The organism is Streptomyces sp. P1-3 (assembly GCF_050613155.1).
In the GTDB taxonomy this organism is placed as follows: Bacteria; Actinomycetota; Actinomycetes; order Streptomycetales; family Streptomycetaceae; genus Streptomyces.
On sequence record NZ_CP192512.1, the window covers coordinates 2,159,391 to 2,172,535 of the forward strand.

General features: G+C 73.1%; 10 protein-coding genes. 5 read left to right on the forward strand and 5 right to left on the reverse strand.

The genetic code is table 11. The annotated features are described in order from the left end of the window. Nucleotides 1–197: 197 nt before the first annotated feature. Together ACQUSR_RS08880 and ACQUSR_RS08885 are read right to left on the reverse strand one after the other, a co-directional pair. Nucleotides 198–3,197 carry a putative bifunctional diguanylate cyclase/phosphodiesterase gene (locus ACQUSR_RS08880; protein WP_431042007.1) on the reverse strand — a complete coding sequence of 1,000 codons (3,000 nt, stop codon included), beginning with the start codon at nt 3,195–3,197 and terminating at the stop codon, nt 198–200. A 388-nt stretch (nt 3,198–3,585) separates the two neighbouring features. Further along, nucleotides 3,586–4,554, reverse strand: coding sequence for a 2-hydroxyacid dehydrogenase (locus ACQUSR_RS08885; protein ID WP_431042008.1), 969 nt, complete (start codon nt 4,552–4,554; stop codon nt 3,586–3,588). 75 nt (nt 4,555–4,629) lie between these two features. Between ACQUSR_RS08885 and ACQUSR_RS08890 the strand changes: the two genes are divergently transcribed. From ACQUSR_RS08890 to ACQUSR_RS08900, 3 genes are all read left to right on the forward strand, one after another. Continuing rightward, entirely contained in the window at nt 4,630–5,682 is a 1,053-nt protein-coding gene (locus ACQUSR_RS08890; protein WP_431042009.1) for an aldo/keto reductase, read from the forward strand. 113 nt (nt 5,683–5,795) lie between these two features. Beyond that, the gene (locus ACQUSR_RS08895) at nt 5,796–6,956 is read left to right on the forward strand and encodes a PQQ-dependent sugar dehydrogenase (RefSeq protein WP_431042010.1); all 1,161 of its coding nucleotides are present in this window, start codon (nt 5,796–5,798) and stop codon (nt 6,954–6,956) included. A gap of 54 nt (nt 6,957–7,010) precedes the next feature. After that, nucleotides 7,011–7,196 (forward strand): DUF6191 domain-containing protein, encoded by a 186-nt coding sequence (locus ACQUSR_RS08900; protein WP_431042011.1) that lies wholly within the window; start codon nt 7,011–7,013, stop codon nt 7,194–7,196. Here the strand turns inward: ACQUSR_RS08900 and ACQUSR_RS08905 are convergent. Together ACQUSR_RS08905 and ACQUSR_RS08910 are read right to left on the reverse strand one after the other, a co-directional pair. After that, a complete protein-coding gene (locus ACQUSR_RS08905) occupies nt 7,174–10,317 on the reverse strand; it encodes a helix-turn-helix transcriptional regulator (RefSeq protein ID WP_431042012.1) in 3,144 nt (1,047 codons plus the stop codon). The genes ACQUSR_RS08900 and ACQUSR_RS08905 overlap by 23 nt on opposite strands. A 21-nt stretch (nt 10,318–10,338) precedes the next feature. Then, complete coding sequence (locus tag ACQUSR_RS08910) at nt 10,339–10,509, reverse strand: hypothetical protein (protein WP_431042013.1); 171 nt, start codon at nt 10,507–10,509, stop codon at nt 10,339–10,341. A 249-nt stretch (nt 10,510–10,758) separates the two neighbouring features. Here ACQUSR_RS08910 and ACQUSR_RS08915 point away from each other — a divergent pair, with 249 nt between their 5' ends. Together ACQUSR_RS08915 and ACQUSR_RS08920 are read left to right on the forward strand one after the other, a co-directional pair. Continuing rightward, a complete protein-coding gene (locus tag ACQUSR_RS08915; protein ID WP_431042014.1) occupies nt 10,759–11,589 on the forward strand; it encodes an SDR family NAD(P)-dependent oxidoreductase in 831 nt (276 codons plus the stop codon). A gap of 9 nt (nt 11,590–11,598) precedes the next feature. Further along, entirely contained in the window at nt 11,599–11,832 is a 234-nt protein-coding gene (locus ACQUSR_RS08920) for a hypothetical protein (RefSeq protein ID WP_431047455.1), read from the forward strand. Here the strand turns inward: ACQUSR_RS08920 and ACQUSR_RS08925 are convergent. Continuing rightward, nucleotides 11,807–13,111: a PQQ-binding-like beta-propeller repeat protein gene (locus tag ACQUSR_RS08925; RefSeq protein ID WP_431042015.1), complete on the reverse strand. Its 1,305-nt coding sequence runs from the start codon at nt 13,109–13,111 to the stop codon at nt 11,807–11,809. The two genes, ACQUSR_RS08920 and ACQUSR_RS08925, sit on opposite strands and share 26 nt — an antisense overlap. Between the last annotated feature and the right edge of the window lie 34 nt (nt 13,112–13,145).

Below are 13,145 nucleotides of genomic sequence, written 5' to 3' on the forward strand. Positions count from 1 at the left end.
GCCCCCCCGATTGAGTTTGCGGGGGTATGTCAGGTTCTTGTGCAAGAAAAAACCCCTCGTGCCGTGAGGCAAGCGAGGGGAGCGCGTCGGAGTGGTCCGCAGGGCTTCATGGGCGGCCCTGCTCAGCCGACGCGCTTTCCAAGTACGAGAATTCGGGTGCGCATGGCTCCGACCCTCTCCCCGACACCTGGTAAGTGTCAAGTGGGTGGGACGGGGGTCTCATTATTTGAGCGCAACGGGGGATGGGTGTGCGGCTCCGGGCGCCTGCTGCCGTGCGGGATTCCCCCGTGCGGAACGCCGCCCGGGCCGGCGCTCAGTGCCGCGCTGTGCCCCCCGCCGTGCCGCACCGGGAGCGCCGCGGCGGCCAGCACGGGCGCGTCCGTACGCGGCACCGCGTAGGCCCCGCGGGTCAGCGCCCGGCGCAGCCGGCTCTCGTCCAGCGGCCCGGAGAACGCCGGGCCCTGGGCGTGGGTGCAGCCCATGGCCCGCAGGGCCACGATCTGCTCGGGCAGGTCCACCCCTTCCGCGACGGACTGCATCCCCAGATCGCCCGCGATCCGCAGCAGGCCCGAGGTGATCTTGTGCAGCCGGGACGACTCCACCACGCCCTCGACCAGGCCGCGGTCCAGCTTGAGGATATCGACGGGCAGCCGCCTCAGGGCCCGCAGGGCCGCGTACCCGCCGCCGAAGCCGTCCAGCGCGATCCGCACGCCCAGCCGCCGCAGCGCGCCGAGACGGTGCTCCAACTCGTCCAACGGCACCCGCGGATCGCTGTCGGTCAGCTCCAGGATCAGCGCGCCGGACGGCAGGCCGTGCTTGGCCAGCAGGGTCTCCACGGCGCGCGGCGGCATGGCCCGGTCCACCAGGCGCCCGGCCGGGAGCCGGACGGAGACCGCGGTCACATGACCCGCGGCCCGTCGCCGGGCCGCCTGCTCGACGGCCGCCTCCAGCGTCCAGCGGCCCAGCTCGGCCATGCGGGCCGCCTCCTGGGCGCCGCTGCCGCCGCGGCCTCCCCCGAACTCAGTCCGGGCTGGACCCCCGGATGCCACGCGGAGGAACTCGGCCGGGGTGAAGAGGATGCCCTGTGCCGAACGCCAGCGCGGCTGGGCGGCGACGGCGGTGATCCGGCCGGTGCCCAGCTCGGCGACGGGCTGGTGCAGCAGCACGAACTCGCCTTCGTGCAGGGCGGCCCGCAGCCGGGTGGCGAGCTCGGCGCGGCGCGCGACCTCGGCCTGCATCTGCGGCGCGTACAGCTCGACGCGGTTCTTGCCGGCGGACTTGGCGCGGTACATCGCCAGGTCGGCGTTGCGCATCAGGGCGCCGGAACCGATGCCGGGCTCGGCGAAGGCGACGCCGATGCTGGCCGCGACCCGGACCTCGGTGCCGCCCTCCACGCGGTAGGGCTGGGAGAGCGCGAGCCGCAGCCGGTCGGCGATCTCCAGGATGTGGCATTCGCGGGCGGCGTGGTCGTCATCGCCGTCGCCGACGATGAGGGCGGCGAACTCGTCGCCGCCGAGCCGGGCGGCGCAGTCCCCGGAGCCGGACCGGACCGATTCCTGCAGCCGGCGGGCGGCCTGCACCAGCAGTTCGTCGCCCGCCTGGTGGCCGACGGTGTCGTTGACCGCCTTGAAGCCGTCGAGGTCGATGAAGAGCACGGCGGTGCCCGCGTCGGTACGGCGGCGGCCGCCCAGCGCGTGCCGGACGCGCTTGGTGAACAGGGCCCGGTTGGGCAGATCGGTCAGCGGGTCGTGCTCGGCGTTGTGCTGGAGCTGCGCCTGAAGACGGACCCGTTCGGTCACATCGCGGCTGTTGAAGATCAGCCCACCGTGGTGGCGGTTGATGGTGGACTCGACGTTGAGCCAGTCGCCGGAGCCGGAGCGGAACCGGCACTCGATCCGGGTGGTCGGCTCCTCACCGGCCGGGGCGGCCAGGAATCTGCGGACCTCGTGGACGACCGCGCCGAGGTCCTCCGGGTGGATGAGCGAGGCCAGTTCGGAGCCGACGAGTTCGTCGGCGTCCCGGCCGTAGACCCCGGAGGCGGCCGGGCTGACGTAGCGCAGGATGCCGGTCGGGGCGGCGATCATGATCACGTCGCTGGAGCTCTGCACCAGCGAGCGGAAGTGGTTCTCCTTCTGCGCCAGTTCCTGGGTGAGGGTGATGTTGTCGAGCAGCATGATCGCCTGCCGGACGACCAGGGCGAGCACCACACCGCAGGCGGTGAAGATCACTGTACCGTCGACAGGACTGCCGTCCATGACGTTGTAGAGCACGCCCAGGGTGCACACGGCGGCGGCCAGGTACGGCGCGAGCGCGGCGAGCGAGCCGGCGATGGGCCGGGTGGGCGGCGCGCCGCGGCGGGGCTGGGCGGACGACCGGTCGGCGCCGGAGGCGGACACGGGGCGGGTGATCCACGGGGCGTACGCCAGCAGGATCGAGCCCGCGAACCAACCGGCGTCCAGGATCTGCCCGGAGCGGTAGTGCTGGCGCAGTACGGGCAGCGTGAACAGGGCGTCGCACAGCACGGTCAGGGCGAGCGCCGCGATGGCGGTGTTGATCGCGGAGCGCTGGGCCGGCGATCGCTTCAGATGCAGTGCCAGCACTATGGAGACCAGGACGATGTCCAGCAGCGGGTAGGCGAGGGAGAGCGCGGCACGCGCCACGCTGGCGCCCTCGCCGCTCAGTTGCGCGCTGTGCGCGAGGGCGAGGCTCCAGGAGAGGGTCAGCAGCGATCCGGCGATCAGCCACGCGTCCAGGGCGAGGCAGATCCAGCCGGCCTTGGTGACCGGGCGCTTGGCCAGCACCAGCAGTCCGACGATGGCGGGCGGGGCGAAGAGCAGGAAGCAGAAGTCCGCCAGCGAGAGGGTCGGCACGGGAATGCCGAGCACGACCTCGTACCATCCCCAGACGGCGTTGCCCAGCCCCGCCATGGCGGACGAGACGGCGAACAGTATCCAGGCGGGGCGGAACCGGCCGGAGCGCGTCCAGCCGAACCAGAAGCAGGACGCGGCGGCGGTGAAGGCGGCGGCGCTCAACCCGAAGTCGCCCATGATGACGGCGATGCGCGGCGATCCCCAGCCGAGCATGGCGCCGGTCGCGTAGCCGCCGCACACCAGCGCGAGCACGACCTGCCGCAGCAGCCCGCCACGGCCGCGGGAGGTCACCGACGGCCGGGCCAGGACCGCTCCTGTGGTGCTCATCGGACTGCCGTCCGCCACGTCGGGCGGCGGGTGCCGGGTCGGTGCGCGGCGCACCGCGACCGGTGTGCCGCACGTCGCGCGAGGGGGTGGGATAGCCGCCCTCGACACCTGAGTCGCGTCGGGTCGTTGATCCATCGGCTGTACATCGCCCGTCGCCCCCCTCACGTTCTGGTCCTTCGCTGCCGCCGTTCGGACACTGGCGCAGCCCCCGCTCGGGACGATACACCAGACGGTCACTCAGGGACATAGGCCATGTACGTAGCGTAAGCACAGGGAGCCAGATGGACACGGAACGCATACGCTCGGTGTCTGTGCGTGGTGCCAGCGGCATGTGGAGCGGCGAAACGGGCCTTCTCCCCCTGCGCCCTGGGGGCGCGAGGGGGAACCCTCAGCCGGTCACGGCCACCACGTGATGCAGTGGCTCGCCCGCCGCGAACCGGTGCAGCTGGGCGCGCAACAGCCGCTTGGCGCGCGGCAGGAAGGCCGATGAGGGACCTCCCACATGCGGGGTGATGAGCACTCCAGGAGCGTGCCACAGCGGATGGCCGGGGGGCAGGGGTTCAGGGTCGGTGACGTCCAGCGCGGCGCGCAGCCGACCGCTCCGCAGCTCCGCCACTAGAGCCTCGGTGGTCACAACCTGCCCTCGGGCGACATTCACCAGCAGCGCGCCGTCCTTCATCCGCGCCAGGAAACCCGCGTTGACCAGCCCACGCGTGGCCGGGGTGAGCGGAGTGCACACAATCACCACATCCGCCTCGGGCAGCAGCCGCGGGATTTCATCGACCGGGTGCACGGGGCCGCGCTCAGTGGCACGTCCGGAGCGCGCGACGCGCACCACCCGCTCACACTCGAAGGGCATGAGCCGGTCTTCGATCGCACTGCCGATCGCACCGTACCCCACGATGAGTACGGACTTGTCGGCGAGGGCCGGGCGGAAGCCGGGGGCCCACTCCTGGGCGTCCTGGGCGCGGACGAAGCCGGGGATGTCGCGCAGGGCGGCGAGGGTCAGGGTGAGGGCGAGTTCGGCGGTGGACGCGTCGTGCACCCCACCGGCGTTGCACAGCCGCACCCCCGGCGGCAGTGCGGGGAGCGCCGGCTCCACGTGGTCGACGCCCGCGGTGAGGGTCTGGACGACGCGCAGCCCGGTCATGCCGGACAGGGGACGCACCGACACCTCGACGCCCTTCATGTACGGCACGCAGTAGAAGGCGCAACGCGCCGGATCGGTGGGGAAGTCGGGCCCGCCGTCCCAGTGCGCGTACTCCAGCCCACCGGGCAGGCCGTCGATCTCGTCCGGTGGGATGGGCAGCCACGCAAGGGGGCGGGAGGCGGGGGCATCGCTGTGATCTGCGCTCATACGTGGAGGCTAGGCGAATGCGCGCGGGAGGCAGACGTTAGTTTGGGGGCCGAGGAACGGGGAGGGCCAGAGCAGGTGGAGCGCAGGACGATCGGTGCGGCGGCGCTGGGGGTGGGGGCGATCGGCCTCGGGTGCATGCCCATGAGCTGGGCGTACACCGCGTCCCAGCGCAGCGGTGAGGGCTCGGTACGCGCCGTGCACGCCGCGCTCGACCAGGGGGCGAGCCTGCTCGACACCGCGGACATGTACGGGCCGTACCTCAATGAGCTGCTGGTGGGCCGGGTGCTCAGGGAGCGGCGCGGGGACGCCTTCGTGTCCACCAAGTGCGGCCTGCTGGTGGGCGAGAGCCACATCGTGGCCAACGGGCGCCCCGGTTACGTCAAACGGGCCTGTGACGCCTCGCTGCGCCGGCTGCAGACCGACGTGATCGACCTGTACCAGCTGCACCGGGCCGACCCCGAGGTGCCGATCGAGGAGACCTGGGGCGCCATGGCGGAACTGGTCGCCGCCGGGAAGGTGCGGGCCCTGGGGTTGTGCGCGGTGGGCGCGCGGGCCCAGCGCGAGGCGGACCAGCGGGCGAAGCGCGTCCAGGGCAGGTCGGGGGCGGGGGCCGGCCGACGCGGCGCCGGGATGCACGACGGGACGATCCGCCAACTGGAGCGGGTGCAGCAGGTGTTCCCGGTCAGCTGCGTGCAGGCGGAGCTGTCGGTGTGGTCACCGGAGGCGCTTGCGGCGCTGGTGCCGTGGTGCGCGGCACGCGGGGTGGGGTTCCTGGCAGCGATGCCGCTGGGCAACGGCTTCCTCAGCGGCACGCTGACACCGGGTCAGGGCTTCGAGCCGGATGACCTACGGGCCCGGCACCCCCGGTTCACGGCCGAGATGATGGCCGCGAACCAGCCGATCGTGGCCGGACTGCGGCGGGTCGCCCGGCGGCACGGCCCGGGTACGACGGCGGCTCAGGTGGCGCTGGCGTGGCTGCTCGCACAGGGCCGGCACGTGGTGCCGGTGCCGGGCACCAAGCGGGAGCGGTGGGCGGTGGAGAACTGCGCCGCGGCGGAACTGCGCCTGACCGAGCAGGACTTCACGGAGATCGCCGCGCTGCCTCGCGCACAGGGCTCGTGGGACTGAGCCGGGGCTCCACCACGCCCGTCCCTTCGGTGGACGGTCCTGTGGATAACCCGGGACGGGGCGGTGCCGCGGGCTAGTCTGGCCGCAGCCGATGCCACCGAGAGGATCCGATCGTGCGACGTCCTGGTGTGACCGCTGTGCTCGCCGCTGCCGCGTTGCTCGCGGCGGGCTGCTCGTCCGACGGCGAGGGCCTCGGCGACCGGCGCCGCAGCGGATCCCCCACCAGCGCGACGTCCTCGGCCTCGGGCCGCCCGTCCCCGACGGAGTCCGCGGCGCCCGACCGCGGGTCGGCCAAGGTGGTCCGCACGGTCGCCACGGGCATCGAGTCGCCGTGGGGGATCGCCCCGCTGCCCGAGGGCGATCTGCTGGTGTCCTCGCGCGACTCCGGGAAGATCTACCGGGTCGCGGCCGACAGCGGCAAGACCACCGAGGTGGGCTCGGTGCCGGGGGTCTCCCCCGGCGGCGAGGGCGGGCTGCTGGGCCTGGCGGTCCCGCCGGACTTCGCCACCGGCCGCATGATCTACGCCTACTTCACCACCGCGTCCGACAACCGCGTCGCGCGGCTGCTGTACGACCCCGACCGCCCCGCGGGCGATCAGCTGGGCGCCCCCGACACGATCTTCCGGGGCATCCCCAAGGGCACGGTCCACAACGGCGGGCGGATCGCCTTCGGCCCGGACAAGATGCTGTACGTGGGCACCGGCGAGGGCGGCGACCGCGGACTGGCCCAGGACAAGGAGTCCTTCGGCGGCAAGATCCTGCGGATGACGCCGGACGGCGAGCCGGTGCACGGCAACCCGGACGCCGACTCGGTCGTCTACTCGTACGGGCACCGCAATGTCCAGGGCCTGGCCTGGGACGGCGACAAGCGGCTGTGGGCCGGCGAGTTCGGCCAGGACACCTGGGACGAGCTGAACCTGATCGAGCCGAACGGCAATTACGGCTGGCCCGAGGCCGAGGGCAGGGCCGGCAAGGAAGGCCTGATCGACCCGGTCGAGCAATGGAAGCCCGCCGAGGCCTCGCCCAGCGGCATCGCGTACGCCAAGGGCTCGATCTGGATGGCCGGGCTGCGCGGGGAGCGGCTGTGGCGCATCCCGCTGCGCGGGAAGAAGCCGGTGGCCGAGCCGCAGGCCTTCCTGGAGGGGAAGTACGGACGGCTGCGCACCGTGGTGGCCACCGACGACGGCGGACTGTGGCTGACGACGAGCAACACCGACGGGCGCGGCGACCCCGGGGACAAGGACGACCGGATCCTGCGGGTCGAGATCTCCTGACTTCTTTTCCCCGGTCCTTTTCGTGCCCCTGTGCCTACACTGGCCGGTAACCGCATGGGAGACGGGGGCCTGATGTTCAACCCCATCGAGGAACTGTTCGCACCCGGTCGCAAGCACACCGACGACGAACGCAACCGCCTGGAACTCACCCGCGAGGACCAGGGTGACGGGGATCCGGGCCGGGGCCCGGTGGACCTGGACTCGGGGTGCGTGGTGATCAGACCGCGCGAGGCGAGCTGAGCCCTGCCGGGTCGTCGGCCAGGCCGTCCACCAGCCGCAGGCGGTGCGCCACCGCGCCCGCCTCGCCCCGGCTCGACACCTCCAGCTTGGCCAGGATGTTCGACACGTGCACGCTGGCCGTCTTCGGGGAGATGAACAGCGCCTCGGCGATCTGCCGGTTGGTGCGGCCCGCGGCGACCAGCGCCAGTACGTCGCGTTCGCGCGGAGTGAGCCCGAGCGCGTCGGCCGGGTCGGGGGCCGCGGCCGGGGCTGGGGCATCGGCGCTGGTCCCGGCACGGCCCGGGGCCGGCATGGCGGCGTCCAGCGGGAGCCGCGCGCGGCGGGCGAGCAGGACGACGCCCTCACTCAGCGGACGCGCGCCCAGCCGCTCGGCGACGACGTGCGCCTGGGCGAGCAGCCGGCTCGCCTGGTCGCGCGCCGCCCTCGCCTCCGTGCCGACGGAGGCCCTGGCCAGCAGCGCCTCCGCCCAGCGGTGACGGACCTGTGCGAGCTGGTACGGGCGGTACAGCGGGGCGAGGGCGGCGGCCGCGCGTGCCCAGGCGTCGGCGCTGTCGCGGCCCTCGGCGCGCAGGATTTCGGCCTCCAGCATCAGCGCGTGCGCCGTCCAGACCGGAACGGACTGCGGGATGCCCCTCGCCGTGGCGCGTATCCGGCGCAGCACGCCCTCCCGGCCGTCGTCGGCGGCGGGCAGGCCGCGGGCGTCCGCCTCGGCCGTGGCGGCGGCCAGCAGCAGCGGCCAGGCGTACCGCTGGGTGCCGGGCGCGAAGCCGGTGCGCAGCACCTCGTCCAGGGCCGCGCGGGCGTCGAGGATCCGGCCGCGGGCGGCGGCCAGCTGCAACGCGTACCGCAGGAGGAGGAGCACGAACTGCGGTTGGGGGTCGTGCGTGCCGTAGTGCTCGGCGGCAATCGCCCGTTCGCGTTCGGCGGTCTCCCAGTCGCCGCGGAGCAGCGCCAGGTGAGCTAGGCGACTGGCGGCGGTGCCCAGTGGTTTGAGCCCCACGGCCAGTCGGCGGGCGTCGGCGGCTGCGGCTTCCGCCTCGGCCCAGCGGCCCAGGGACAACAGCGCTTCGGCCTGGTTGCCGCGGACCCACGCCTGGGCGTCCGGCATACCGAAGCGCCCCAGGACCTGGATGCCGGCCTCGGCGACCTCCAGGGCCTCGGCGGACCGGCCCAGGGCCTCCAGGATGGAGGTGAGGTTGGTGTAGGCGCGTCCCAGGACGGTGATGTCGCCGCGCTCCACGGCGCGTTCGCACACGGCGCGCATCTCGGCGAGGCCGCCAGCCTCGTCCCCGGCGTCGACGGTCAGCCAGCCGAGGGTGACCCGGGCGTTGAGTTCGGTGCTCTCCGCGCCGACGAGCCGGGCCAGTTCCACGGCGCGTTCGGCGGCGGTGCAACTGTCGGGACCCGGCTGGTGCATGGTGCCCCAGATGGCCGCGTACGCCAGGACCTCGGCGTGGACGGCGGACGGCGGCAGCCCGCGGACGAGCTCCTGGGCCCGGCTCAGCTCGGCCGAGCCGTCGCCGCGCCCCAGCACCTCCATGAGCTTGGCGCGCTGGAGCCAGAACCACGCCGCCCGCAGCGGATCGTCCCCGCACTTCAGCTTGCGCAGCGCGCGTTTGATGATGGCCAGGGCCCGCTCGCCCTGCCCCGACATGTAGGCGGCGACCACCACTTCGGCCATCAGGTCCAGGTGGCGCAGGGCCTCGTCGTCACAGCCGCGGGCGGGGTAGACCTCGGCGTAGTCGAAGGGGCGCTGGGCCTCGCGGATCTCGCAGGGGACGTCCTCCCACAGCTCCATGGCGCGCTCCAGCAGCCACAGTTGCTCGGCGTAGGCGTAGCGGCGGCGGGCTTGGACGGCGGCGCCGAGGACGGCGGGCAGTGCCTTGGCCGGATCGTGCGCGTGGTACCAGTAGCTGGCCAGCCGGGCGGCCCGCTGGTCGGCCCGGACCAGTCCGGGGTCGGCTTCCAGCGCCTGGGCGTAGCGGCGGTGGAGCCGTGCCCGCTCGCCGGGCAGCAGGTCGTCGGTGACGGCCTCGCGGACCAGGGCGTGCCGGAAGCGGTATCCGTCGTCGTCGCCGGTGGGCTGCAGGATGTTGGCGCCGACGGCGGTGCGCAGTGCCTCGATCAGCTCGTCCTCGCCGAGCCGGGCGACGGCCCGCAGCAGCCCGTACTCGACGGTCGAGCCGCCCTCGGCGAGGATCCGCACCACACGCTGGGCGTCCTCGGGCAGTGCCTCGACGCGGACGAGCAGCAGGTCCCGGAGGGATTCGCTGAGCCCGCTGGAGCAGCCCTCGCTGATGCTGCGGGCGATCTCCTCGACGAAGAAGGCGTTGCCGTCGCTGCGCCGGAAGACCTTGTCCACCAGGGTCTCGTCGGGCTCGGTGCCGTTGATCCCGGCGATCTGCGCCCGGACCTCGCCGCGGGTGAACCGTGCCAGTTCGATCCGGCGTACGGTGCGGGCGCGGTCGGTCTCGGCGAGGAAGGGCCGCAGCGGGTGGCGGCGGTGGATGTCGTCACTGCGGTAGGTGGCCACGAGGACGAGCCGGGCGCGGTGCGGTGACCGGGCGGGGTGCAGCGACCGGAACAGGTACCCAAGGAGTTCGCGGGTGGAGCGGTCGGCCCAGTGCAGGTCCTCGATGGCGACGACGAGCGTGCGGTCGGCGGCCAGCCGCTCCAGCAGCCGGGTGGTGAGCTCGAAGAGCCGGGCCCGGCTGTCCTCGTCGTAGGACTCGCGGGTGGTCTCGCCGAGTTCGGGCAGCAGCCGGGCCAACTCGCCCTCCTGGCCCGCGGCGGCCTGCGCGAGCACGTCGCCGCCGAGCTCGCGGTGCAGGGCGCGCAGCACGGCGGAGACCGGCGCGAACGGCAGGCCGTCGGCGCCGATCTCGACGCAGCCGCCGACGGCGGTGACGGCCCCGGCGGCCGTCGCGGCGCACAGGAACTCCTCGATGAGCCGGGTCTTGCCGACGCCCGCCTCACCGCCGACGAGGAACGCCGTGGTCTCACCCGCCGCGGCGCGGGCGAGCGCGTCGGTGAGCTCGGTCAGTTCGTCGTCGCGGCCGATGAACACCGGGCTGACGGAGGTGGTCTGCACGCCGTCGAGGATCGCACAGGGGTCCGGCATGTCGGCACCGTGTCCCGCCGGTCAGGCGGCGGTTCCGAACCGCTCCGCGGCCTGCCGCGCGATCCGTTGACTCACCCGCCCCAAGCCAGCGTGTTCGCGTTCCGCCCGACGCACTCTGCGGACCAGCCGCTGCCGGTCGGCCTCGCGGATCAGCTCGGCCTCACGGGTCTTGTGCAGTTCGAGATGGAGCATCGTGTTCTCCCTGGTGACGAAGGGTCGTTGACGTGCTCCTACCTTCGTCTCCCAGGCGGGTGCGGCACATGGGGAGAGTGACCGATCTTCGCGGGCATGAGGGCCTTAGGCGGCGGACGGCCTGCCGTGCGGGACTCCTTAGGCGCCTCGGGGAACCCGGCTGATGGTGGTAACACCCGGCTGGTGGTGGCGACACCAGGCTCAGTACATACTCCCCGAGTGCCGCGCCGCGCCGCCAGGATCGTGGCCATGAACCGACGCACCACCTTGATCACCGGCGCGACCCAGGGGCTGGGCCGTGGCATCGCGCTCGACCTCGCCGCACGCGGCGACACCGTCCTGCTCCACGGCCGCGACCGGGCCCGCCTCGACGCGGTCGCGGCCGAGGCCCGCGCCGCCGCCCCGCACGCGGTGGTCCGCACCTACCTCGCGGATCTGTCCGACCTCGACCAGGTGCACGCGATGGCCACCGAGGTGCGTGCCGCGGAGCCCCGGCTCGACGTGCTGGTCAACAACGCGGTCGCCGGCGGCGGCGCCGAGCCCCTGCGGCGGGAGCTGAGCCGGCAGGGGCACGAGCTGCGGTTCGCCGTGAACCACCTCGCCCCGTACGCCCTCACCCGTGCCCTGCTGCGGCTGCTCACCGCGTCCGCGCCCGCCCGGGTGGTGAACGTCGCCTCGCTCGGGCAGGAGACCGTCGACTTCGACGACGTCATGCTGGACCGGGGCTATGAGGGACTGCGCGCCTACTGCCGGAGCAAGCTCGCGCTGATCATGGCGACCTTCGAGCTGGCCGCCGAACTCGACGGCACCGGCGTCACCGTGAACGCCCTCCACCCGGCCCACCTGATGGACACCAACGGCGTGCGCGAGTACGGCCTCACGCCGGCGGTGAGCATCGACGAGGGCGTGCGGCCGACCGTACGGCTGATCACCGATCCGGAGCTGGCGTCCACGACCGGCCGCTACTTCGACCGTTTCACGGACAGCCGCGCGCACGAGCAGGCGTACGACGCGGAGGCCCGCCGTCGCCTCATGGAGCTGACCCGCTCCCTGATCGGCGGATCGGGTCCGGGGTCGTGATCACACGGAATTCCACCAGAACGGGTTCTGGCGATCCACGGCATCGAGGTGGCGCCCCGATGCACCGGCTACGTCTCGCGGCTGGCCGACGACATGGAAGCCGTACAACTGCGCATGGGGAACGAACTGCGCTTTCTGGGCAACCGCCTGCGCGAGTCCCTGCGCGACGCCCTACGGATCGCGGAAAGCCGGGGCGGGCGGCTGCCCGCGCCCGAGGTCAGCCCACCGCCCGGTACGCGGTGAGGCCAGTGGTGTCCTCGGTTTCGGAGATGCCCACGTATCCGTCCGCGACGTACGGGGCGATCCCCGGTCGAGTCTCCTTGTCCTTCCCGCTGGCGGCGTCCAGGACGACGGGCTTGCCGTTGGCCTTTCCGTAGATCAGCCCCGCGCGGACCAGCGTCACCTCCGGCGCAACCCGCGTACCGGCCGCGTCGGGCAGCCGCCAGATCTCCTTGCCGCTCTTGGGGTCGTACGCGGCCGCCGTCTCATCGAACCCGTCACGGCCCTTGCACACGGTGACGGCGGCGCCGTCATACGCGCAGTCCGATCCCGGAGCGTCCTCCGGGAGCGTCCGGCGCGTACCGCCGGTGGCGGCGTCGAGCAGATGGTGCCGCCGGTCACGGATGTCCGTCGTCGGGTACTCGTACGTCATCACGGCTTCCGGCGCCGCGGCGGAGAGTTCCAGCCCCGAGCGCGGCGAGGTCCATACGTCCTTGCCGTCCGCCGCGCGCAGCCCCACGACCTGGTTGTCGCCCGCCGGCTTGTCGCGCAGCGCGACGACGCGGTCCCCGGCGACGACCGCGCCCTTCTCGTACGTCCCCTTGGCCGTCCACACCCGCCGGTGGCTCTTGAGGTCCACGCCGAAGAGCCGGCCGCGTCCGAAGACGACGACGATGTCCCCGGCCCGGCCGACCACATTGGCGTCGGCCCGGTCGCCGGAGTACTCGTCGCCCGCCGCCAGCCGGATCTCCGTGAACCACCGCTTGGTGAGGCTCACGGTGTCCGTGGCCATGAGCTCCACCACGTCGTGGGGCTTGGTCGTCCCGGAGCCGGTCACCTTGGTCACCAGTGCGCTGAGGGCGAGTGTCCTACCGCCACTGGACGTGATCAGGGGTGCCTCGGCGGGGTTGTGACCGCTGATCGACATCACGTGATCCAGCGTCACGGCGGGATCGCGATCCGGGGTGATGGTGACCGGGTCGCCCGGCCCATAGCCGCTGACCACGTCGAGTCCATCCGGCCGCGCGATGAAGAGCACCCCGTCGTGCAGCGCCACCGGCAGCGGATGCGACAACCCACCGACCACTCTGACCTTGTCCGCTGCCGCGGACTCAGGGACCGGCTTGCCGTGTCGCAGCGAGAACCTCGTCGGTGCGGTGAAGCTCTGCGGGGCGGGGGACGCGCCGTGCTCCGTCCTGCCGGGGCCGCTGGGCTTCACCCCGCCGCCACCCCCGCCCCCGCACGCCGTCAGCGTGACGAGCATCGCCGCCACGGCGGCGCAGGTGATCCCCCGGAGTCTCATGCGCGCCCTTCTGGTCGGTCAACCGGCGAAAGGA